Below are 22,162 nucleotides of genomic sequence, written 5' to 3'. Positions count from 1 at the left end.
GAACGGCAGTTTTTCTGTAATGAAAACAAAAGTCGTTTGGTTAGCTTTACAAAAAGCGACCGTTATGCCTTATGTTTACATCCTCAGCAATCCGCGACGAACTACTTTGTACATCAATTTTACGCAAGACATCGACACCTGTTTGGCAGCGCACAGGGCCGGAACCGAGTCACCTTTTACAAAAAAATACATTTTGGTGCATTTGATTTATTTTGAACCGTTCGAAAAAATAGAAACCGCCCAAGCCCGCGCCAGGCAACTCAAAAATTGGCACCGCGCATGGAAGTGGAACCTCATCATGGCCGCCAACCCGAAATTGCGCGCGCTCTCCACCACAGATGCTGAACCAAGTTCAGCATCCCAACCCTACACCCTATGACCCATCCCAACGAAACAATCGCACGTCAATGGTTTGATGCCTTTAACGCCCACAACCTCGAAAAATTACTGTCGCTTTATGCCGACGACGCGCGCCATTTTAGCCCCAAGCTCAAAATCCGCGAGCCCGAGACCAACGGCTTGGTGATTGGTAAAGAAGCGATGCGCAGCTGGTGGCAAGATGCGTTCGACCGCTTACCGACCCTGCACTATAAAGTCACATCGCTTACGGCCAACGACGACCGCGTGTTCATGGAATACCTGCGAACGGTATCCGGCGAAGAAGATTTGCTGGTGGCCGAAGTGCTCGACATCAAAGACTTTAAAATCATCGCATCGCGCGTGTACCATGGTTAAAATCAAGTGATTTTGATTTGAAACTAAAAAAATAGTTGTATAACTATAAATTTAGTTATATTTGTTCAAATCATCATCTCATGAAAAAACAGTTCTTTTTATTGTTGGCCTGCGCAAATGTATCGGCGCAAAGCCCCAAAATCCTGCGCGATCGCATTGACCAATACATGCGCGCCCAGGTAACGACCCATCAATTTTCGGGCACCGTACTGGTGACCCAAAAAGGAAAAGTGATATACGACAACGCGTTCGGACTCGCCAATCGCGAGTGGAAAGTACCCAACACGCCCGACACCAAGTTCCCTGTTTGTTCGCTGGCCAAGCAATTCACGGCCGCCGCCATTTTACAATTGCAGGAACAGGGCAAACTCAAAACCAGCGATGTCTTGGCCAAGTATTTTCCCGACTATCCCAAAGGCGACCAGGTGACTTTGCGCATGTTGCTCAACCACACTTCGGGCATTCGCGAATGTTCCCTCGATGCGCGATGGTTTGCCACCGACCCAAACCTTCCCATCGCCCAACTCAAGGACACCATCCTCAAAACGTTCAAGCTCAAACCCTATGATTTTGAGCCCGGTACTTTCTGGAAATACAGCAATTCGGGCTATTTGCTGCTGGGCTTCGTTATCGAACAGGTGTCGGGCGAAAAATATGCCGATTACATTCGGAAAAATCTATTGGAAAAAGCAGGTATGACCCAAAGCGGTTCCTTGGTTCACGACGCCATCGTACCCCAATTGGCCGACGGCTACTCGCTCCTTACCGGCAAATGGACAAAGGGCGAAACGCGGTCGGTGGAGATTGGATTCAGCGCGGGCAATCTTTATTCGACGACACACGATCTTGACCGATGGCGCGATGCGTTGATGTCTGGAAAAATCATCGGACCCGTATCGCTCCAGGAGATGGACACCCCCAACCACGAAGACCGTGGCGCAGGTTACGGCATCTTTGTCGATCGCTTTTTCGGCAAGCGCGCGCTACACCATGGCGGGGCGATGTCGGGCGTCAACACCTTTATGATCGACTATCCCGACGACGGTTTGCGTATCATCATCCTGACCAACCGCGACACCAACCTCGACTTTGTGCACAAGGGTTTGGCGGGCATTGTTTTCGGATACGACGTACTGCCTACCCACGTCCGTAAACGACAACCCGTCGATTCTTCCCTTCTTGCAAACTACACGGGAACATTTCAAACCGACAACATTCCGTTCCCGATCAACCTGGTGCAAAACAACGACAAGTTGTATTGGCGTATACACCGTGATATTGAACTTGTACCCGAATCGAATCAATCGTTTTACATCGATGAACCCGATGTCGAATTCCAGGTCGAATTTGAGTTGACCAACGACAAACAAATCAAAACCGCTTATGTTATCGAAGGCGGTGTCAAAATGATCATGAAAAAAACCTGAAATCTGATCGACGGTCACTGGAAAAACGCACCCAACAACCTGCTTTGTATGTGGAATTGGCGCAACACTTTGGGGAACCTACAAACCAAAAACAAAAAAAGCTCCTCGTCGTGAGGAGCTTTTGTGCGGATAATAGCCCCGACGCTTCGGGGGAACCTACACACCAAAAACAAAAAAAGCTCCTCGTCGTGAGGAGCTTTTGTGCGGATAATAGGACTCGAACCTACACACCTTGCGGCACCAGATCCTAAGTCTGGCGTGTCTACCAATTTCACCATATCCGCGAAAAGTAGGTTGCAAATATAGCCATAATTATCATTGGGCAATTATCAAATATCAATTTTTTTAACCGCTGTTTTTTGCTACATTTGGGGTTCTGATAATCGAAAACACCACAATGGACGACATTAAATCCTATGTCCAGCAGCACAAACAACGCTTCCTGGACGAACTGATCGAACTGCTCAAAATTCCGTCGGTCAGCGCCGATCCGGCCTATTCCCAAGACGTCATCGACACGGCCAACGCCGTCAAAGCCAGCCTCGAAAAAGCGGGCTGCGACTTGGTCGAGATATGCGACACGCCGGGCTACCCTATTGTTTACGGCGAAAAAATCATCGATAAAAACTTACCAACTGTTCTGGTTTACGGACACTACGATGTACAGCCACCCGACCCGATGGATTTGTGGACTTCGCCACCGTTCGAACCCGTAATCAAAACCACCGAACTGCACCCCGAAGGCGCCATTTTTGCGCGCGGTGCCTGCGACGACAAAGGCCAGATGTACATGCACGTCAAGGCGCTTGAATACATGGTGCGCACCAACACCCTGCCCTGCAACGTCAAATTCATGATCGAGGGCGAAGAAGAGGTCGGCTCTAAGAGCCTCGGATGGTTCGTGGAACGCAACCATGAAAAACTGGCCAACGACGTCATCCTGATTTCAGATACGGGCATGATCTCTAACCAGCAACCATCGATCACTACCGGTTTGCGCGGCCTGAGCTATGTAGAAGTCGAAGTCACCGGGCCTAACCGCGACCTACATTCCGGATTGTACGGCGGTGCGGTGGCCAACCCCATCAACATCCTCGCAAAAATGATTGCGTCGATGCACGACGAGAACAACCACATCACGATCCCTGGATTCTACGACAAAGTACAGGAGCTTTCACAGGAGGAACGCGCCGAAATGGCCAAAGCCCCGTTCGATCTCGACAAATACAAAAAAGCGCTCGACCTCAACGACATCTACGGCGAAAAAGGCTATGTGACCAACGAACGCAATTCGATCCGTCCGACGCTCGACGTCAACGGTATTTGGGGCGGGTATACGGGCGAAGGCGCCAAGACCGTCATCGCTTCTAAGGCCTACGCCAAAATCTCGATGCGGCTCGTACCCAACCAGGACTGGGAAGAAATCACCGAACTGTTCACCAAACATTTCGAAGCCATTGCGCCAAGCGGCGTGACGGTCAAGGTCAAGCCGCACCACGGTGGGCAAGGTTATGTGACCCCGACCGACAGCATCGGCTACCAGGCCGCGGCACGCGCCTACGAGGACAGCTTTGGTGTCAAACCCATCCCGGTGCGCTCGGGCGGTTCGATCCCTATTGTTGCGCTTTTCGAAAAGGAGCTCAAAAGCAAGACCATCATGATGGGATTCGGGCTCGACAGCGATGCGATCCATTCGCCCAACGAGCATTTCGGGATTTTCAACTATCTGAAAGGCATCGAAACGATTCCGCTGTTTTACAAATATTTTGTGGAACTCAGCAAGTAAATCGAAACCGTCTTTAAGGCGGTTTTTTTTATGGCGTTCCCGCAACAGCACGCTTGTCGTCGATTGAAACCAGCTGCGGTTGCGGTCGGGCCATCGGCTGCACGCGGTGCTTGCCTCTGTCCCTAACGCGGTCCTGTCAAAACTTCGGGATTCGCCACATTGGTTGGGTTTCCGTTGATATAATTTAGGGCATTTTCGAACGCCTTGCCAAAATACAGTTCAAAACCGTTTTGCTCGACGTAACCCAAATGGGGCGTACACACCACATTGTGCTTGTGCAACAACGCAAAATCCTTGTCGAGAATCGGTTCGTTTTCATACACATCGGTCCCTACAAAAAGGTCCTTGCCGCTTTCGATCACCGACTGCAACGCGCCGGTTTCGATCAATTCGGCACGCGCCGTGTTGATCAGCGCCGCACCGTCCTTGAGGTTCAGCAAGTCGGTCTTTTGTACAATGCCGCGGGTTTGGTCGTTCAACCTAAGATGAAGGGTGACGACATCTACATTTCTAAAAAAATAATCCTTGTCGGGTGCCGCTTCAAAACCGTCCGCAAGGGCTTTCTCGCGCGACGTTGCGCTACCCCAAACCAATACCGTCGCGCCAAAAACCTTTGCATACTGCGCCATGCGTTGGCCAATTTTGCCGTAGCCCCAAATACCAATCGTTTTTCCGTGCACGGTTTGACCGATTGTGCTTTGCCATTTACCCGCCTTCATGCTCGCAATCGATTGTGGAATTTGACGCACCGTGTTCATGAGTAGCGCCCAAGCGAGTTCGGCAGGCGCCACCGGAGATCCGATTCCCTCTGCGACCGCGACACCGTACTTGGTGCAAAGCGACAAATCCAGGTGGTTCGATATCTTTCCGGTTTGACTAATGAGTTTCAAATGTGGCAGCCGTTGTAACAACGCTTCCGAAATTTCGGTGCGTTCACGGGTAAGCACCAGTATTTCGGTATCAAGCAACATTTCGACCAGTCGGTTCGTGTTTTGTTCGGCATGGTAAAACACTTGCACATTTTGTCCTTTGAGCAGTTCAAAACAGGTGAGTTTTTCTACGGCATGCAGGTAGTCGTCCAGAATCGTGATTTTCATAGCGGTTTGTTTTTTAGTTCGATCCATTTGGCCATGTACTTGGTGCTCGCCAGCGTTTGGTGCTGCAACATCGCGCCGATGAAGTTTTGCGCGCGGTGTTTTGGTAGATTGTCTGCCAGTTCGCCAATGCGTCCCAAAAATGATTTTGCGAATTTTTCCTTCGCATAACGTTCTGCGATAATCGAAAGCCCATTCCGTTGGGATTGTTGCCAAAGATTTTGATCATTGTACAAGGCAACCGCGGCCTTAGCGAATTCGTCGGGATGGTTTGCAATGGTTCCGTTCCAAGGCAAATCGCCGGCCATCGATTCGGCACCGATGGTGGTTGTGACGCTGGGCGTACCGCATTGCATGGCTTCTAAAAGTTTGCCTTTTGCCCCTGCGCCAAATTGGATGGGGGCCAAAACCACACGTGCGCGCCGAACCACTTCGGCAGCGTTTGCCGCGCGGCCCATGATGTGGAACCGCTCGGAAGGATTGTGCAATTGCAATACTTTTTGCGATGGATAAGCGCCATAAATCTTCAACGAAGCATCGGGCAAAAGTTTGCGGATGCGCGGCCAGATTTCGGTTTTTAAATATTGTACGGTATGCCAATTGGGTTCGTGCAGGAAATTGCCGATGAAGATAAAATCCTCTCTTTCCTCGAAAGCAGGCCAATCGCTTGGGTGACACTCGTCGGCCATAAACGGCAAATAGTACAGCAGCTTTTCGTCGACTTTGAAGAAATCGCGCAACAAATCCATTTCGAATTCAGCGATGATTAGCGACAAATCTGAGCGAAAAATACTCGCCATTTCGCGTTTGGCCACATCCGAAAACAAATCGGCGGTCGAAAATTCCCGTTGTTCCTTGACCGCCAATTGCCGCGCGGCGCGCAACGAGTGCAAATCTTCGGTATCCAAAACCCGCAATGCGTTGGGGCATTGCTCGGCTACGCGCCAGCCGAATTGTTCCTCGGTCAGGAAACGATCGAACAACACAATGGTTGGATCGAGTTTTTTGACGAAGGTATCGAACGAGGCGTTGTTGAGTTCAATCGACACCTTTTCGACGCCTATCGAGGTCACGTCGAATGCAAATTCGCTGTCGGCCGCGGTTGAGCCGAACGTGACTTTCCAGTCTTGCTCGAGAAACAATTCGATGAGTTGCATCATACGGGTTCCCGCCGCCGAGGAATTGGGTTCGGGCCAGACAAAGCCAATGATGAGGACGTTTTGCATGCCGCAAATTACGAAAAGTTCTTTTGGATGCAGATGCCCTAGCCCTGATGGAAGTGGAAATCCTTTTTGCCATTGATGAGATTTCTCGCTACCCTCGAAATGCAAAGGCAAAAAGATTGCAACGTACAGCAGGAAATAGCTCCTAAAACATTTAACACCAGATGGCAACATCGCAAACTTTTTGGCGTTACTTTTGTAAAATCATCATCAAAAAATCAAAATCATGCTCAAACAATTCTTCATCCTGTGTTCCGGGGCCGACAAAAACCTGCTCGAAGGTTGCTCCGAAGGCGAACAAACCAAGTTCGCGGGCATTGGCGCCACCGTTTTTTTTACCGCCGTCATGGCGTTTATCGCAAGTGCGTATGCGCTTTTTACGGTTTTCGACAGCATTTATCCCGCGATCGCGTTTGGCGTGGTTTGGGGATTGCTGATTTTTAACCTCGACCGTTTTATCGTTTCGACGATCCGCAAACGCGACAGTTTTTCGGCCGAGTTCCTGCAGGCAACGCCGCGTATCATTTTGGCCGTCATCATTGCGATTGTGATTTCAAAACCGCTCGAGATCAAGATTTTTCAGAAGGAAATCGACACGGTGCTGCTCAAGGAAAAAAATGCGATGGCACTGGCCAACAAAAAGCAGGTCGCGACCTATTTCCAGACCGACCTCGACAAAAACAAGGCGCAAACCGACAGCTTGAAATCGGAGATCTCGCGCAAGGAAAAAGAGGTCAACGCGTTGTATGAAACCTACATCGCCGAGGCCGAAGGCACCAAAGGCACAATGAAATTGGGCAAAGGCCCTGTGTTTAAAGAGAAAATCGCCAAGCACGATTTGGCCAAATCAGAACTCGATGCGTTGCGCAAAACCAACGAGGCCAAGATTGCCGAGAACGACCAAAAAGCCAAAACACTGCAGGCCGACCTCGACAAAAAAGTCACCGATACGCAGCCCATCATCGACGGATTCGACGGACTCATGGCGCGCATCAACGCGCTCAACAAACTGCCGTGGCTGCCGTCGTTCTTTATCATGCTGTTGTTTTTGGCCATCGAAACCGCGCCCATCATCGCCAAACTCATGTCGCCCAAAGGTGAATACGACTTCAAGCTCGAAGACCTTGAAACCGCCTTGCACGCCACTATTTCGCAGGACAAATACCAACGCAACCTGCTTGCCAAGACCAGCGCCGAGATGCACGACCGCGTGTATGCCGACATTGCGCAGGACAACGAACTCTACAACCTGCAGCGCAGCAAGGCCAAGGAATTGCTCGAGTTGCAGGCGAACGGCTTTGTCGAAAAGCAGAAAAAAACACTTTGACCACCCATGTTCACGCCAAACGGATAAACTTTCTTATTTTTAGCCTTAAACAAATTCCTATGCTTCGCCTTTTCTTTTCCTTTGCAGTCTTCTTGTATGGTTGCGCCGAACTAGCCGCGCAGGATTCGACTGCCGTAGCCACCGATTCGGTGCCCACGCGTTGGGAAATGCTCAAGTATGACGGCCTGAGTGTGGTTGGCGGCGTCGTAAATGCCTACACGGCCCCGCTTCGTTGGGAAAAGGACGATTGGCTGGGCTTTGGCGGCGTGGCGATTGGTACGGGTATTCTTTGGGCTACCGACGAATCGACCAGCGACTATTTCATCAACCAAGGGCACGGCGCACCCGAGTGGCTTAAGGACACCGGTTTCTATTTTGGCAAACCGTTGTACAACTATGGGATTACGGGCGGGGTTTACGCCGTTGGATTGATCACCAAAAACGAAAAAATAAGAAAGACGGGCGTGTTGCTGATTTCATCGGCGACGGCAGCAGGTGTACTGCAAACCGTGCTAAAAAGTGCCGTGGGGCGCGCGCGTCCGACCACCGGCGTAGGCGCCTCGAGCTTCAAGCCTTTTAATGGTGAAGAAGCCTATCACTCTTTCCCTTCGGGCCACGCCATTTTGTCTTTTACAACGGCCTATGCGATTTCGAAACAATTCAAAAGCCCGTGGGTCAAAGGCGGAATCTGGGCCGTGGGCGCGATCACGCCTGTATCGCGTTTGTGGGCCGGTGCACATTGGCTCTCCGACGTCACGATGGGCGTGGTGCTTAGCGTGGCCACGGTAGAGTGCATCGAAAAATACCTCAACCACGAGCGCAACTATGACCCGGTGGTGGCCAAGAAAAAGATTTCGTGGAATTTGAATTTTACTTCGCGGACCATTGGGGTTGTGGGGGTGTTTTAAATCAAAAAAAATCCGACGACCGTCGGATTCTATTTACATCTTACTCAAAATTTCCTTTTTCAAGGCATCGTATTCGCCCTGTAAAATCAAACCATTGTCGAGCAGTTTTTTGTAGTTCTGAAGTTTCTCGAACAGCTCTTCTTGCGAGAGCTCGGCGACGGGTTTCTCGTGTACAAATTCCATCTCGGGCGATGGGTCGGGGTGTTGCTTCTCGTCGCGGTAGCCCGATACAGGAATGATCTCGGCAAAATTGGTCACTTCTTCGGTCTCGATTTCTTCGATTTCTTCGGACATTTCAAACGCATGCATGGCTTGCGTCGTTTCAAAAATCGGTGAATTTTCTACCATTCCCGTCTTAAGCAGTTCCAATTGTTCCTTTGCAAACGTGTAGATCTTTCTTGCCTGGATTTTTGGGATGTAGTCGATAGACACCTGCATGTCGGTCTTGGTCGCAAACGAAAACTCCGAACCAAGGATATTTTCCTTGACAAAAGTTCCGGCTACATCTTCCCAGACATAATCTACAAAATCCATCGACAGTCCTAAGTTCTTGGGCTTGCAAAGGATGATGCGTTTGTTGGTAAGGACGATGCTGTCGGGAAACACCGTTATGGCGGGCTTTTTCTGTACGCCTATGTACCCGATTTCCTCGCCTTTCATGAGCAAATCGCCTACTTTGTCGGTGATTTTCTCGATGGCTTTCGGGTCTTGTTCCTCGTTGAGAAACTTCTTGATTTGGTCGCGCATTTCCATGGTTTTCGCTTTAGGAATTCACACAAAAGTAGCCTTAATTTCCCAATTGGTCGAGCTCGGCGCGCGCTTTTTTGGTTAAACTTTTCACAACAAGATCGTACGAATCGTCTATGAAACGGCACATCGTTTTATCATCTACATCGGCATGGAACGCCACGGTATTCCAATGGATTTTACTCATGTGGTAGCCCGGCTCGACGGCATTGTACCGCGCGCGCAACTCAAGCGCCTTATCGGGATCACATTTGAGGTTCACCGACGGCGTACCGTTTTCCCACTCCTTAAGCGACGACAGCGCAAACATCTTTCCGCCCACCTTAAAAACCAACGTATCCTCGTCGAACGGGAAATGTTCGGTGACGCCTTTTTTGGCGCGGCAGTAGTCGAAATAATCCTGTATATCCATTGTTTATTTTTTATTGTTATTGTTTATTGGGCGTTCCCCTTCGTTCCTCGGGTCGCGCTGTCCGTTGCAATCTTTAATTCCGCTGCGCTTCATTAAAGGATTTCCACTTCCATCGCTAACGCGGGCGTAGTGGTAGCGAGGTCATTTGCGTTTCCTTCGGCAGTCGCTCCGCTCGTGTGGGATGGAAGCGGCATCCTTTTGCGGCGTTTACAAAGCAAAAGATAGAGCGGACAGCCCGGTGGCGGCGAGCCAAATGCGATTAGCTTTTGGGGAGCCGCCAAACGCCCAATAAATAATAGAAATAAATAATAATTAATTAACTATTTTCTCCATCATCTTCTCGGGATGCGCCAAGGCCTTAAACCCAAACTTCTCGTACAAAAACTGCGCATCGGTCGTGGCCAGTCGCCAAATCTTGACCTGTCGCAATTGCGGTTCCTCCATCATTGCCTTGATCAGGAGCGAAGAATAGCCCTTGCCGCGCTCGGTTGGCGTGATGAACACGTCCATCAGGTAGGCGAACACGACATAATCGGTTACCACACGCGCAAACCCAATTTGCCTGCCGTCGACAAAAATCCCAAAACAAAAAGACGCGTCAATCGTGGTTTGCACTTCGTCCATCGTGCGCCCGGCCGCCCAATAGATGTCTTTGAGAAAGCCTTGGATGAACGCTACGTCCAGCCTTGACTTATCGGTAGAAATTTCAATCGATGGCATACAGCACGGGTTTGCTCGGTGAGGCGTCGTTTTCGAAAGGCGCGATTTGCAGGTTGAGCAGATAGCTGCCGTCGGGCACCGTATCGGGCACAAATACCATCTCGGTGATTGTGGCGTCGAAACGCGCATCGGCGTTGACCTTGTTTACATCGGTGACGTTCCAAAACGCCTTGTGCGCCAGCAACAATCCGTCGTCTTTTTCCTTGTCTACACTCGGCAAATCAATCAACAGGTGCTTGACGCCGCTTTTGCGCAAAAACTCGGCCGCCGCCGCGTCGAGGTATGGCGGATTGGTGTGCGAATAATTGCGGTGCAATTTACCGGTATCGTTCGGCAGCGTGCGGATCACGACGGCTTCGGGCGATTTGTCTTCGAGCGCAGCGCGCACCTGGAGCACCGTGATCACGTGGTCGTCGTCATGCACATAAGGCCTGAGCGTAATGAGTTCGGCGGTAAAGAAAAACGATTTAAGTTGTTGGTTGATGCTGTAAAAATCACGCGTGATGTGCCCCAAACACTCGGTGTGCGTCCCATGTGCGTGCGGATTGAACGCGATGTTGTTGAAGTTTGTAGACGATTGCCCTTCGGACACCTTCCCGATCCAATCGCCCATACGCACGGGTTCTATAACGGGTTTGTCGAGGTACCACGCAATCGGATTCTCGTTGGTATTGGTCAGCGGAATCGATAAATCGATGGGCTTCGACAAATCGACCGCAAAGGTTTGGCCTTGGTGTTGGAGGGTTGCTTTCATTAGCCCGAAAATAGCAAAGTTTCGGGAAAGTCCGTCAAGGTTTTTTGGACTTTGATCGCCTGCGACGCAAAAAATGCTATCTTAGTGACACCAAATGATTTGGCATGAAAAATCTATTTTTCTTTTTTGCAGTGTGTTGCGCCGTGACGGCTTCGGCGCAAACCAATCGGTTCAGGCAATGGCTTGACAATGCGCCCATCGAGCTCACGCTTGGCTTCCAAAAATTCGACCGACTGCCCCAAACGCTTACGCTGTACAACGCCACGACGTTGTCGACGCAGCAGTATACCATTTCAAGTCAAGGGTACTGGCGTTCGAATGTCACGTCGTTGCCTGTTTCTTTGAATGGTATCGTCACCGATTCTTTCAATCCGAATGGCGCGACAAATGTACAGACGGCGCTTGGGATGGGATTGCTTAGGACGGTGTTGAAGTTGTAGATTATTTTGTTTTCTGTCGGGATTTACAGATTTTCTTCAGCAAACGTATGAAATAAAATGCTATTTTCGCTTCATAGGGAAGGGGGCAATGAAGGTATTCCCTACGAAATTAAAAAACAAGTTGGATACAGAAAATCTGTAGTTTTTGTTAAAGTTTATTGGACGATGAATAAAACTCGGCAGCTAGCCACGCCGGTATAGAAACAAACCAATTCGGTCAAAAAGAAACTACACCAAAAATAAATCCGACGCAATCCCGTCGCACAGGAATTTACCCGCGAGCGTGGTTTTGAGTACATTGTTTTCTAACGACAACAACCCGTCGTCAATAAAACGTTTGCTTTCGCCCATCAAATAGTCGACGTATTTTTTCCCAAAATCGGTCTCCACTTTTTCAAGTGAAACACCCCAAATGGTGCGCAATCCCGTCATGATGTATTCGTTGTAGCGGTCTGCGACAGAAAGTACCTCTGTCTCGCCGGGCAGTTCGTCTTTTGCCATCGATTTCAAATACAGCGAATTGTTCGAAACGTTCCAACTGCGCGACACGCCATCGTAACTGTGCGCCGACGGCCCGATCCCCAAGTACTTTTTCCCGAGCCAATACGCCGAATTGTTGCGTGAAAAATAACCAGGCTTGCCAAAATTCGACAGCTCATAATGGACAAATCCGCTGGCTTCAAGCGTTTCGACCAGAATCCTGAAATGCGATGCGGCGACCTCATCCTTTGGCGCGGCAATTTGTCCGGTGGCAATCAGTTTTTTCAAGGCCGTTTTGGGTTCGACCGTGAGCGCGTAACTCGAGATGTGCGGCACACCAAACGACAAGGCGGTTTCTATGTTCTGTTTCCATTTTTCATCGCTCATGCCTGGAACACCGTAGATGAGATCAATAGAAATGTTGTCGAAACGATGCGTGGCTTCGGCGAGCGATTTTTGCGCTTCGGAGGCGTTGTGTGCGCGGTTCATCATTTTCAAATCGTCGTCGAAAAACGATTGGATGCCGATGGACAGACGGTTAATCCGTGTATTTCTCAATTGGGTGATTTGGTCGGTCGACAGGTCGTCGGGGTTGGCTTCGAGCGTGATTTCGGGGCTATCGACCACTTCAAAATTTTGATAAACCGACTCGATCAAAAACTCGATTTCGTCGGTCGATAAGACACTGGGAGTACCACCGCCAAAATAAATCGTTTCAATCATTTCTCCTCCCAATTCGTCTTTGCGCAAATCAATTTCCTTGGTCAATGCGGCAACCATCGCTTCCTTGTTTTTCATCGACGTCAAAAAATGGAAGTCGCAATAATGGCAGGCTTGTTTGCAAAAGGGGATATGGAGGTAAATTCCCGCCACGGCTATTTTTTTACGCGTTCTTCGTTCTGCTTCACAAAAGCCTCCCAACCCGAATAGCTTTTGCCCGCCGTAATTTTCCCCGAATTGAAAAAATGACACACCGCCGCGGCCAAGCCATCGGTCGAATCGAGGTTTTTAGGGAGTTCCTTCAAGCCCAACAATTGTTGCAACATCTTGGCCACCTGCTCCTTGCTTGCCGCGCCGTTCCCGGTAATGGCCATCTTGATTTTCTTGGGTTCGTATTCGGTAATCGGGATTTGGCGCGAGAGTCCGGCAGCCATCGCCACGCCTTGTGCGCGTCCGAGCTTGAGCATCGACTGGACGTTTTTGCCAAAGAACGGCGCCTCGATCGCAATTTCGTCGGGATGGTGCGTTTCGATGAGTTCGATCGTACGCTCAAAAATCACCTTGAGTTTGGTGTAGTGGTCGTCGTACTTGGACAAGAGCAGTTCGTTGAGCTGCAAGAACTCCATCTTTTTATTGACCACTTTGATGAGCCCGAAACCCATGATGGTTGTGCCCGGATCGATTCCCAATATGATGCGTTCGTTTGCCATATTTTTAACGCAAAGTGCGCCAATATTTTCACAAAGATAAATGAAGTTACGCCCAGACTTTGTTAATCTTTGCGTTTCTTTGCGGTAAATTCCAAGCGTGATAGCGATTCCCGACAAAGCTAAACAATTCCTCGTTGCGGCGGCCAAACTTTTGATCGTGGGCGGCGCGTTTTATTTCATCTACGACCAACTCGCGCACAACGACAAATTGGAATGGCAGAAGTTCGTGGATTTGTTTAAGAAAAATTGGACTATCGGCGGAATTTTGTTCATCCTCAGCTTGAGTTTCATCAACCGGTTTTTGGAGATTTTGAAATGGCAGAATTTGGTCGGGAGTTTCAAGAAAATCAGCATCGGCGAAGCATCCAAACAGGTTTTGGCGGCACTCACGGCGTCGATCTTTACCCCAAACGGCATCGGCGAATATGCGGGCAAGGCGTTGTATTACGAGGCCTCGCAAACCAAGAAGATTTTGTTCCTGAACCTGGTCAACAACGGCATCCAGATGTTGCTCAGCGTGGTGTTCGGCATTTTTGGACTGTTGTATTTCAACGCGCATTTTGGTGTGATCACCGCGCGAACGGTGGGTGTTATTTTTGCCATGTTCTGCGGATTGATTGCCGCGTCGTTCTTCTTCAAATCGTTTGCAATCAAAGGCTATTCGCTCGAAAAAATCGTCCACAAGATCAGCGCGTTGCCGAAGAAAATCCACCGCAAAAACATTTTTTTGGGACTGTGCCGCTACCTCGTTTTTTCGCACCAATACTATTTTTTGTTCCTCGCTTTCGAAGTCGATTTGCCGTATTGGATGCTGATGTCGGTCATCGCGAGCATGTACTTTCTGGCTTCGTCACTACCTACGTTTCAATTTTTTGACTTCGCCGTCAAGGGCTCGGTTGCGGTTTATTTCTTTTCGCTTTTGGGCGTCAACGAATGGATTGTTATCTTTATCAGCACCTTGATGTGGTTCTTGAATGTCGTCCTTCCTGTGGTCATCGGCAGCTACTACGTCTTGCAATTTAAAACGCGGCGCCCATGATTGTTTTTCTTCTTGCAGTGGTTTTGGTGTATGCGGTCACGATTGCGCAGCTCATTTACGGATTCGGTAAGATCAAAACTTTTACCCCGACGCACCAACAGCCGCAAACCTATTTTTCGATCGTGGTCCCGTTTCGCAACGAAGCCAAAAATCTACCCGATTTGCTCGCGAGCATCAAACAATTGGATTATCCGATCGAACTGATCGAACTCATCCTCGTCGACGATTTTTCCGAAGACCAATCGCAGCGCGTCGTATACGATTGGCGCATGAACAACGGCCAATACGAATTTACGCTGCTCGAGAACATCAACATGACGGGGTCGCCCAAAAAAGACGCCATCGCACGCGCCATCCACATCGTCAAAGGCCAATGGGTTGTGACCACCGACGCCGACTGCACGTTCCCAAAGGGTTGGCTGCGCACGCTCGACAACTTCATCCAGCAAAGCCAGGCCGAAATGCTTATCGGATCGGTCAGTTACGCGCCGTCCAAATCATTCATCCGCCAGTTCCAGCAACTCGACCTCGCAAGCCTACAGGGCGCCACCATCGGAAGTTTTGGGCTCGGGCTCGGATTCATGTGCAACGGTGCCAATTTTGCCTACACCAAAAAACTGTTCCATGAACTCGGCGGATTCGCGGGCAACCAAAACAAGGCCACCGGCGACGATGTGTTCCTCGTACAAAAGGCCGTCGCCAACTGCCCCGAAAAAGTGCATTATCTCAAGGCCGAGGGCAACATCGTATCGACCAAACCGCTAACCAGTTGGGGAGCGTTGTTCCAGCAACACGCGCGCTGGGCATCAAAAGCGGGCGACTACCAAAGCGTGTTCGGGAAGGACCTGGCCGTGATCGTGTTCCTGGGGAACCTCGCCATTTTGATGGCTTTGGCGCTCACACTTTTTGGAAAATTAGCCGGATGCGAACTCGTCGCGTTGTTCGCAATCAAATTCCTCGTCGACACCATCCTGCTCTACAAAACCAACCAATTCCTAACCGGAAAATGGATGTGGGGGCTCGTGCCGAGTGCCGTGATTTACCCGTTTTTCAGTGTTGCCGTCGCGGTTTACGTTTTGGTTTTTGGGTATTCTTGGAAGGGGCGACGGTTTAAGGTGTGATTTTTTAGGAGCTTTTTCCCGCTTTTCACTGCAATCTTTTACGGCCTCCGTCCCGAAGTGTCGGGACTGCGGCCGCAAAAGGATTTCCGTTTCAATCGGGGCTAAGCTGCCGCAGGCTTTCTTTTGTCTTGAAACAAAAGAAACAATCCCGAAGCGTCGGGACAAGGCCCGCAAATCCTAAACTCAAAAACTACGTCGGTTCTCGCTCCAAACCGCTAACCGTTCGTGGTTTTGCTGGTCGCAAACCACTCAGCTCTACGTACCTGAAGCCCACTGGGCTTCCTCCTTTTAATTTCAAATGTTTATAATTTGATGGCCGCTGGCGCTCAAGGAGAGTGTCTATTTTATTTTTGGCTTGCCCGCGGCGCCAAAAATCCGCACGGGGAATCTTCATTGAGAGTTGAACGAATCGGTTCGCTAGGGACGTTCGTCGTGCAACGTCCGCCGCGAGGAAAAATCTTCTGGCTACGACAAGGATTCCGGCGCGTTGGACGAACACACAAAGCGAAGAAAGAACTTTCTATTTACGACAAATTCTCTTCGTGAGGCTGCGCGCTTTGGTCGTGGCAGGCGGAGGGCCGAGCGTAAAGAAACAGTCCAGAGGACTGTTTTAGCGAAGGAGCCAGGAGGCGCGTTGGCCCGGCTTGAAGCTGGCGTTAAGAAACAAATGGTGTTTGAGCGAAGCGAGTTCATTTGTTTTAGACGGCAAAAGCCAGCAGGTCGCCGAACGACCGCGCGCCAGGCATTTTTGCTACTTTTGTTGCCATACAAACCGAGCTTGCGAGGTTCAGCGAACACCAAAACCAAATATTATTTTGGTGAGCTAAAAGTAGACCCGCGGTAGCGAAAACCCCAAAGAATTGCAAAACTTGAAATTTTGAAGATTGCCCGAGCAACGTAGTCAACCCCTAGCCCCGATGGCAGTGGAAATCCTTTTTGCGCTTACAAAGCGCAAAAAGATTGCAACGTACAGCGGGAAACAGCTCCTTAACGTCTCCTAAATTTAGATTTCTGAACATCCAATATCACCGGCAACACAAACTGCGTCTTCACCGGCATGCCGCGTTTGAGCGCGGGCTGGATTTCTGGGAAGTCTACGAGCCGCGTCTTGATGATGCTGTCGATCACAGGACGGTGCAACGCAAGGCTATCGGCCAATTGTGGCTCGAATTCGAGCGTCGCATTGGGTAAAACCGTAACTTTAACCTCGATGGTGTCGAGTTGCGGATATTGTACGGCCAAGGTATCGGCGCTGAGTTTGATTTGGATGAGTTCGGTCAGGTATTGAAAGAAACACTGTTTTTTTTGCTCCTTGTCGGTAAGCGAATCGCACGAAACCACCGATGGGTACTCGTCTACTTCGCTCCAATTGATTTGTTGCAACTCCTTTTCGAGCAAGTCCTCTTCGGACGGGATTTGTTGGTCGATCCATTGGCAACCACCCAGGAGCAGCGGGAACAGCAACAATATCGGAAGGATTTTTCTCATCGAATCTCGGCAAGCAATTTTAGTGGGCTTAAAAATACGTTTAATTTTCAAATCTAAGAAATATATGGATATTGCTTTGCTGCTCCTCGGATTTTGTTGCGTGGTGATTGGTGCTTTGGGCAGCTTCTTGCCCGTGTTGCCTGGCCCTGGGCTCAGTTGGGTAGGGGTTCTTTTGCTCTATTGCACAAAACCCGTCGCTGCCAATTACTGGGTGCTGGGGATCACGCTGGCGGTTACCGTCGCCTTGATCGTGCTCGACTATGTGATTCCCGCGCAAGGCACCAAGCGGTTCGGCGGATCGTCTTACGGCATTTGGGGTACGAACATCGGTTTGATCGTGGGTATTTTTGCGCCCATCCCGCTGGGCTTTCTGATCGGTCCGTTCGTGGGTGCTTTCGTGAGCGAAATGATCTACAATTCCACCGACCACAAACGTGCGCTAAAAGCCGCCACGGGTTCGTTCATAGGGTTTTTGGTGTCGAGCTTCGCCAAGTTTGTGTTGTGCATGGCGCTGTTGGGATTGTTTGTGGTCGTGGCCTGGCGTCACCGCAGCGGTTTTTAGAAAACTTTAGCAAAAGGACAATACTAAACGGCGGCGGTTTTTTGTTTAAACATTCCAAACCAACCGCCATGAACGACAAAGCCTTTTCCACCAACTTTTTGATCCGGCTCCTCTGGTGCCTCGGATTCGTGTTGCTTGCGAGTTATCTCGTGCGCGCCTACGCACCGAACGATACAAAACAAACCGCACGCAAAAACAATACTTTTTTGACGCGTTAGCCACCGTCGTACCGAAAAAAGTCAGGCCCGTAATGGGCCTGTTTTTATATCGTTGTTGCGCTTTGCGTTTCCAGATAGGTGCGGATCGCGTGACAAACGCGCTCGGTCGTAAAACCAAACTGCGCGTCGAGCACGGCCGCCGGTGCCGAATACCCAAAATGATCCAGCCCAAACACCGTCCCGTTGTGGCCCACCAAACCTTCGAGGTTGATCGGCAGGCCCGCCGTAAGCCCAAATCGGGGCACGTTTGGCAAAAGCACCTGTTGTTGGTAAGCGGCGGTTTGTTGACGGAACAATCCTTCAGAAATGATCGAAGCCACGTTCAAACGAAGTCCTTCTTCGCGTTCGAGCACCTCGGCGGCGGCGAGCAACGTAGCGACTTCCGACCCGTTGGCGAGCAACGTCAGGTGCGGATCGCGCATTTGTTTGACCAAATAGCCGCCGTTGCCAGACTGTAAAGCCTGTTGGTACCGCGACCCTTCTGTGGCGATGTCCTTGATGCCTTGTCTAGAAAAGATCAAACCAGTAGGCGTATGGTTGTTCTCGAGCGCGAGTTGCCAGGCCACAGTGGTTTCGGCCGAATCGGCGGGGCGCAAGGCCAGCAAACCTGGTTTCCCTTTGTGGTTCTTGACTTTCTCGAGCAAACGGATCTGCGCTTCCTGCTCGATCGGTTGGTGCGTCGGGCCGTCCTCTCCTACCCTAAACGAGTCGTGCGTCCAGACATACTTGACGGGCAATTCCTGCAACGCGGCCAAACGGATCGCGGGCTTCATATAATCTGAAAAAACAAAAAACGTAGCCACCACCGGAATCACGCCGCCGTGCAGGGCCATGCCGTTGGCGAGAGCCGCCATCGTAAGTTCTGCCACGCCCGCCTGCAGAAACGCACCGCTAAAATCGCCTTTGCGCAACACGGATGTTTTTTTGAGAAACCCATCGGTCTTGTCGCTGTTCGACAAATCGGCCGACGACACGATCATGTTCCCGACCTTATCGGCCAGATAACCCAATACCGCCGACGAGGCATCGCGTGTGGCCGCATCGGTTTTGTGCTGGATCGAGGCCCAATCCAATTCGGGCAACGTCCCGTTCAAATAACTGTCCAATAGCTGCGACTGATTTGGGTGGGCGTCGCGCCATTTTTGTATTTGTGCCTTTCGTTGCGCGGCCTGTTGGGTTTTCCGGTCGAGTACGCGTGCATAATAATCGGCTACTTCGACCGATACCGCAAACGCGTCGTCTGGATTGGCGCCCAAATGCTCGAGTGTTTTTTCGAAACTGGCCTTGGTCTCACCAATCGGCTTGCCGTGCAATTCGCAATGGCCTTCGTAATTTTGTCCGCCCGAAGTGACGCAGCCCTTGCCCATGATGGTCCGTCCGATGATGAGCGTGGGCTTGTCGGTCGATGCATGCGCGCGGTCCAATGCAGCGCGGATCTCGGCATGATCGTGTCCGTCTATCGCAATGACATCCCAACCCCAGGCGCGGTATTTGGCCGCGGTATCCTCCGAAGTCACTTCATCTGTCATCGAGGAAAGCTGTACGTCGTTGGCATCATAGAACAAGATAAAATTGTGCAACCCCAAATGTCCGGCGATGCGCCCTGCGCCCTGCGAAATTTCTTCCTGGATGCCGCCGTCGGTGATGTAGCCGTAAATGCGGTGCGTGAATAAACCTTTGAAACGCGCGTCGAGGAATTGCGCCGCGATGGCCGCACCCGCACCCATGACATGGCCCAACCCGAGTGGCCCGGAAGTGTTTTCAATCCCGCGCAGCACATCGACCTCGGGGTGGCCTGGCGTCACCGAACCCCATTGCCTGAAGTTTTCCAGATCGGTACGGGTATAGTGCCCGAGCAAATGGTATTGCGCATACAGCAACACCGACAAATGGCCCGCATCCATAAAAAACCGGTCGCGAAATGGCCAGGCCATGTCGGTTGGATCGAAATGGAGGTATTCGGTGTACAGGATGTGCATGAATTCTGCACCGCCCATGGCGCCGCCGGGATGTCCCGAACGGGCCTTTTCGACCATGGCGATAGCAAGCGCGCGCAGTTGGTCGGCCGCTTTGTGGTGGATGTTTCTGTCCATAAGTTTTAAGGTGTGACGAATGTGATCGGTAAGGTATCTCGTTTCCAAAGTCCTGAAGTTTAGACGTTACTGTCGTCTCTATTTTATAAGTGTGAAAAATACATTTACAAAGATATTATTTTATGTCGAACATCCAACGAAAACGTTTACTTTTGTAAGTGTTGTTTATACATTTATTTATGAAAACGAAATTTTGCTTGATTTTATTATTGTGCTTTACTGTCGCGCTGGGCGCCGAGAAAACGTTTAACATGCAAAACGCCAACGGCCACCTGCGACTACAAGCCACATTGTCGAACGGGACGCTTTACTTTAGCCTTGCGCACCAAAAGAAAGTCGTGATCGATCGCGTCGCGTTGGGGTTGACCCGCGAAGACAGCGATTTTAGCCAAGGTCTTTCGGTGGCCCACTTTTCGGGTCCTGCAAACCACTCGGAAAGTTATTCGATGCCGCAGGGCAAACGCCGCCAAATTGACTATGCGGCCAACGAATACGTGTTGTCGGTCCAGAATGCACAAGGGCAACCCATGGACATCGTATTCAGGTTGTCGGAAGACGGCATCGGCTTTCGTTACCGATTTCCGAACACGACTTCGGATCTTAAAAAAATCACGCACGAATCCACGTCCTTTAAGTTCGCGACGGGAACACGCGCCTGGTTGCAACCCATGTCCAAGGCCAAAACCGGTTGGGAATCGACCAATCCATCGTATGAGGAACCCTACAGCATGGACGTCGATCTGTCGCACCCGTCACCCATCGGGCAAGGTTGGATTTTCCCTGCGTTGTTTCGCAGCGGCAATACGTGGCTGGCTTTGACCGAAGCGGCCATCGACGAAACGCACTGTGCAAGCCGTTTGATTTACGACACCACATCGGGGGCGATGCGATTGGCCTATCCGCAGCCCGAAGAAGTATTTACCGGCGGCGGGCTCGAACCGGTTTCGAAACTACCGTGGCAAAGTCCGTGGCGACTGATTGCCGTCGGATCGCTCAAAACCCTGACCGAAAGCACGCTTGGGACCGACTTGGCGCGCCCTTCTGTCATCGCCCAAACCGACTTCATCAAAGGCGGTATGGCCTCGTGGAGTTGGATCCTCGGGAAAGACGAATCGGTCAATTACGACACGTCGAAAAGTTACATCGACTACGCCTCGAAAATGCAATGGCCGTACTGCCTGATCGACGCCGATTGGGACCGCCGCATCGGCTTCGAAAAAATGCACGAACTCGTGGAGTATGGCCGCGCGCGCAATGTTAAACTGCTCGTTTGGTACAATTCGGCGGGCGCCTGGAACACGACGCCGTACACGCCCAAACACGAACTCTTGACCGAAGAAAGCCGCGACAAAGTTTTCTCAAGACTGGTAGACATGGGCATCGCGGGCGTCAAGATCGACTTTTTTGGCGGCGACGGACAATCGATGATCGCATATTATGAAGACATGCTCCAATCGGCGGCCAAGCACAAACTGCTCGTCAATTTTCACGGCGCGACGCTGCCGCGGGGTTGGCAACGCACCTATCCGAACCTGATGACGGTCGAGGCGGTCAAAGGCCAGGAATTCATCACTTTTTTCCAGGAGGTAGCCGATGCCCAGCCTGCGCACTGCGCGATGCTGCCATTTGCGCGTAATTTGTTCGACCCGATGGACTTTACGCCCATGGTGCTCGACCGCATCCCGAACATCAACCGACGCACCACGCAAGGATTTGAACTCGCGCTGCCGACGCTGTTCCTATCGGGCATCCAGCACTTGGCCGAATCGCCCGAAGGCATGGCCAAAATGCCAAAATTTGTAATCGATTATCTCAAAGACGTTCCCGTCAATTGGGACGAATCGCGTTTCTTGGACGGCCATCCCGGAAAATTCATCGTCATGGCGCGCCGTAGCGGCAACACTTGGTTCATCACCGGAATCAATGGCGAAAACGCGCCACGTGAACTCGTACTTGATTTATCTTTCTGGGAAAAAGCGAACGGCATTTTGATAGGCGACGGCGCCAATGGTTTTGAGCAAAGCACGGTGCAAGCCACCAAGAAAGTAGCCGTTAAACTCAAGCCGTATGGCGGGTTTGTGATGAAGTTCTAAGACACATTTTACAAGTAAAAACCCCGGCGAAGGCCGGGGTCTACACTAACGAAACGAAAACTCAG

General features: G+C 50.7%; 22 protein-coding genes and 1 tRNA gene. 12 read left to right on the top strand and 11 right to left on the bottom strand.

The features are described from left to right. Nucleotides 1–64 precede the first annotated feature (64 nt). From BLP55_RS07530 to BLP55_RS07520, 3 genes are all read left to right on the top strand, one after another. Nucleotides 65–379, top strand: coding sequence for a GIY-YIG nuclease family protein (locus BLP55_RS07530; RefSeq protein WP_211516817.1), 315 nt, complete (start codon nt 65–67; stop codon nt 377–379). Further along, nucleotides 376–735: a nuclear transport factor 2 family protein gene (locus tag BLP55_RS07525; protein ID WP_091141726.1), complete on the top strand. Its 360-nt coding sequence runs from the start codon at nt 376–378 to the stop codon at nt 733–735. Before BLP55_RS07530 ends, BLP55_RS07525 begins: the two co-directional genes overlap by 4 nt. Before the next feature lie 80 nt (nt 736–815). Then, nucleotides 816–2,162: a serine hydrolase domain-containing protein gene (locus tag BLP55_RS07520; protein ID WP_091141725.1), complete on the top strand. Its 1,347-nt coding sequence runs from the start codon at nt 816–818 to the stop codon at nt 2,160–2,162. Between the two features lie 202 nt (nt 2,163–2,364). Here the strand turns inward: BLP55_RS07520 and BLP55_RS07515 are convergent. Next, nucleotides 2,365–2,446 (bottom strand) — tRNA-Leu (locus tag BLP55_RS07515). Between the two features lie 113 nt (nt 2,447–2,559). Here BLP55_RS07515 and BLP55_RS07510 point away from each other — a divergent pair. After that, a complete protein-coding gene (locus BLP55_RS07510; RefSeq protein WP_091141724.1) occupies nt 2,560–3,948 on the top strand; it encodes a dipeptidase in 1,389 nt (462 codons plus the stop codon). A 122-nt stretch (nt 3,949–4,070) separates the two neighbouring features. Here BLP55_RS07510 and BLP55_RS07505 read toward each other — a convergent pair whose 3' ends face one another. Then, nucleotides 4,071–5,045 carry a D-2-hydroxyacid dehydrogenase family protein gene (locus BLP55_RS07505; protein WP_091141723.1) on the bottom strand — a complete coding sequence of 325 codons (975 nt, stop codon included), beginning with the start codon at nt 5,043–5,045 and terminating at the stop codon, nt 4,071–4,073. Beyond that, complete coding sequence (locus BLP55_RS07500; RefSeq protein ID WP_317040294.1) at nt 5,042–6,268, bottom strand: glycosyltransferase family 4 protein; 1,227 nt, start codon at nt 6,266–6,268, stop codon at nt 5,042–5,044. The genes BLP55_RS07505 and BLP55_RS07500 overlap by 4 nt, the downstream gene beginning before the upstream one ends. Nucleotides 6,269–6,491: 223 nt before the next feature. On the opposite strand from BLP55_RS07500, the gene BLP55_RS07495 reads away from it, so the two are divergent. Together BLP55_RS07495 and BLP55_RS07490 are read left to right on the top strand one after the other, a co-directional pair. Then, nucleotides 6,492–7,592 carry a DUF4407 domain-containing protein gene (locus tag BLP55_RS07495; protein WP_091141722.1) on the top strand — a complete coding sequence of 367 codons (1,101 nt, stop codon included), beginning with the start codon at nt 6,492–6,494 and terminating at the stop codon, nt 7,590–7,592. A gap of 59 nt (nt 7,593–7,651) precedes the next feature. After that, a complete protein-coding gene (locus BLP55_RS07490; RefSeq protein ID WP_091141721.1) occupies nt 7,652–8,500 on the top strand; it encodes a phosphatase PAP2 family protein in 849 nt (282 codons plus the stop codon). 33 nt (nt 8,501–8,533) lie between these two features. On the opposite strand, the gene BLP55_RS07485 is transcribed toward BLP55_RS07490, so the two are convergent. The 4 genes from BLP55_RS07485 to BLP55_RS07470 form a co-directional block, all read right to left on the bottom strand. Next, on the bottom strand, nt 8,534–9,247 hold the full coding sequence (locus BLP55_RS07485; RefSeq protein ID WP_091141803.1) for a PH domain-containing protein: 714 nt from the start codon (nt 9,245–9,247) through the stop codon (nt 8,534–8,536). Nucleotides 9,248–9,287: 40 nt separating this feature from the next. Further along, a complete protein-coding gene (locus BLP55_RS07480; RefSeq protein ID WP_091141720.1) occupies nt 9,288–9,659 on the bottom strand; it encodes an MmcQ/YjbR family DNA-binding protein in 372 nt (123 codons plus the stop codon). A 312-nt stretch (nt 9,660–9,971) separates the two neighbouring features. Beyond that, on the bottom strand, nt 9,972–10,379 hold the full coding sequence (locus BLP55_RS07475; RefSeq protein ID WP_091141719.1) for a GNAT family N-acetyltransferase: 408 nt from the start codon (nt 10,377–10,379) through the stop codon (nt 9,972–9,974). Beyond that, entirely contained in the window at nt 10,366–11,133 is a 768-nt protein-coding gene (locus BLP55_RS07470; RefSeq protein ID WP_091141718.1) for a cyclase family protein, read from the bottom strand. Before BLP55_RS07470 ends, BLP55_RS07475 begins: the two co-directional genes overlap by 14 nt. Before the next feature lie 104 nt (nt 11,134–11,237). Between BLP55_RS07470 and BLP55_RS07465 the strand changes: the two genes are divergently transcribed. Further along, nucleotides 11,238–11,573 carry a hypothetical protein gene (locus tag BLP55_RS07465; protein ID WP_091141717.1) on the top strand — a complete coding sequence of 112 codons (336 nt, stop codon included), beginning with the start codon at nt 11,238–11,240 and terminating at the stop codon, nt 11,571–11,573. A 228-nt stretch (nt 11,574–11,801) separates the two neighbouring features. Here the strand turns inward: BLP55_RS07465 and hemW are convergent, their stop codons facing one another. Beyond that, complete coding sequence (hemW, locus tag BLP55_RS07460; RefSeq protein WP_091141716.1) at nt 11,802–12,926, bottom strand: radical SAM family heme chaperone HemW; 1,125 nt, start codon at nt 12,924–12,926, stop codon at nt 11,802–11,804. Nucleotides 12,927–12,928: 2 nt separating this feature from the next. After that, nucleotides 12,929–13,483: a crossover junction endodeoxyribonuclease RuvC gene (gene ruvC / locus BLP55_RS07455; RefSeq protein WP_091141715.1), complete on the bottom strand. Its 555-nt coding sequence runs from the start codon at nt 13,481–13,483 to the stop codon at nt 12,929–12,931. Nucleotides 13,484–13,580: 97 nt separating this feature from the next. On the opposite strand from ruvC, the gene BLP55_RS07450 reads away from it, so the two are divergent. Further along, nucleotides 13,581–14,522 carry a lysylphosphatidylglycerol synthase transmembrane domain-containing protein gene (locus BLP55_RS07450; RefSeq protein ID WP_091141714.1) on the top strand — a complete coding sequence of 314 codons (942 nt, stop codon included), beginning with the start codon at nt 13,581–13,583 and terminating at the stop codon, nt 14,520–14,522. Beyond that, entirely contained in the window at nt 14,519–15,643 is a 1,125-nt protein-coding gene (locus tag BLP55_RS07445; protein WP_091141713.1) for a glycosyltransferase, read from the top strand. Before BLP55_RS07450 ends, BLP55_RS07445 begins: the two co-directional genes overlap by 4 nt. Before the next feature lie 987 nt (nt 15,644–16,630). On the opposite strand, the gene BLP55_RS07435 is transcribed toward BLP55_RS07445, so the two are convergent. Continuing rightward, complete coding sequence (locus tag BLP55_RS07435; RefSeq protein WP_091141711.1) at nt 16,631–17,131, bottom strand: hypothetical protein; 501 nt, start codon at nt 17,129–17,131, stop codon at nt 16,631–16,633. 64 nt (nt 17,132–17,195) lie between these two features. Between BLP55_RS07435 and BLP55_RS07430 the strand changes: the two genes are divergently transcribed. Together BLP55_RS07430 and BLP55_RS16980 are read left to right on the top strand one after the other, a co-directional pair. Beyond that, nucleotides 17,196–17,693, top strand: coding sequence for a DUF456 domain-containing protein (locus tag BLP55_RS07430; RefSeq protein WP_091141710.1), 498 nt, complete (start codon nt 17,196–17,198; stop codon nt 17,691–17,693). 68 nt (nt 17,694–17,761) lie between these two features. Then, a complete protein-coding gene (locus BLP55_RS16980; RefSeq protein ID WP_170826817.1) occupies nt 17,762–17,911 on the top strand; it encodes a hypothetical protein in 150 nt (49 codons plus the stop codon). Between the two features lie 44 nt (nt 17,912–17,955). Here BLP55_RS16980 and BLP55_RS07425 read toward each other — a convergent pair whose 3' ends face one another. Next, nucleotides 17,956–20,004 carry a transketolase family protein gene (locus BLP55_RS07425; RefSeq protein WP_091141709.1) on the bottom strand — a complete coding sequence of 683 codons (2,049 nt, stop codon included), beginning with the start codon at nt 20,002–20,004 and terminating at the stop codon, nt 17,956–17,958. A gap of 179 nt (nt 20,005–20,183) precedes the next feature. Here BLP55_RS07425 and BLP55_RS07420 point away from each other — a divergent pair, with 179 nt between their 5' ends. Continuing rightward, nucleotides 20,184–22,097: a glycoside hydrolase family 97 protein gene (locus tag BLP55_RS07420; RefSeq protein ID WP_091141708.1), complete on the top strand. Its 1,914-nt coding sequence runs from the start codon at nt 20,184–20,186 to the stop codon at nt 22,095–22,097. The last annotated feature ends 65 nt before the right edge of the window (nt 22,098–22,162 follow it).

Origin of the sequence: Flavobacterium caeni (genome assembly GCF_900101895.1) — a bacterium.
GTDB lineage: Bacteria > Bacteroidota > Bacteroidia > Flavobacteriales > Flavobacteriaceae > Flavobacterium > Flavobacterium caeni.
The sequence above is the reverse complement of the archived record's forward strand: the minus strand, read 5'-3'. Positions and strand labels throughout refer to the sequence as shown.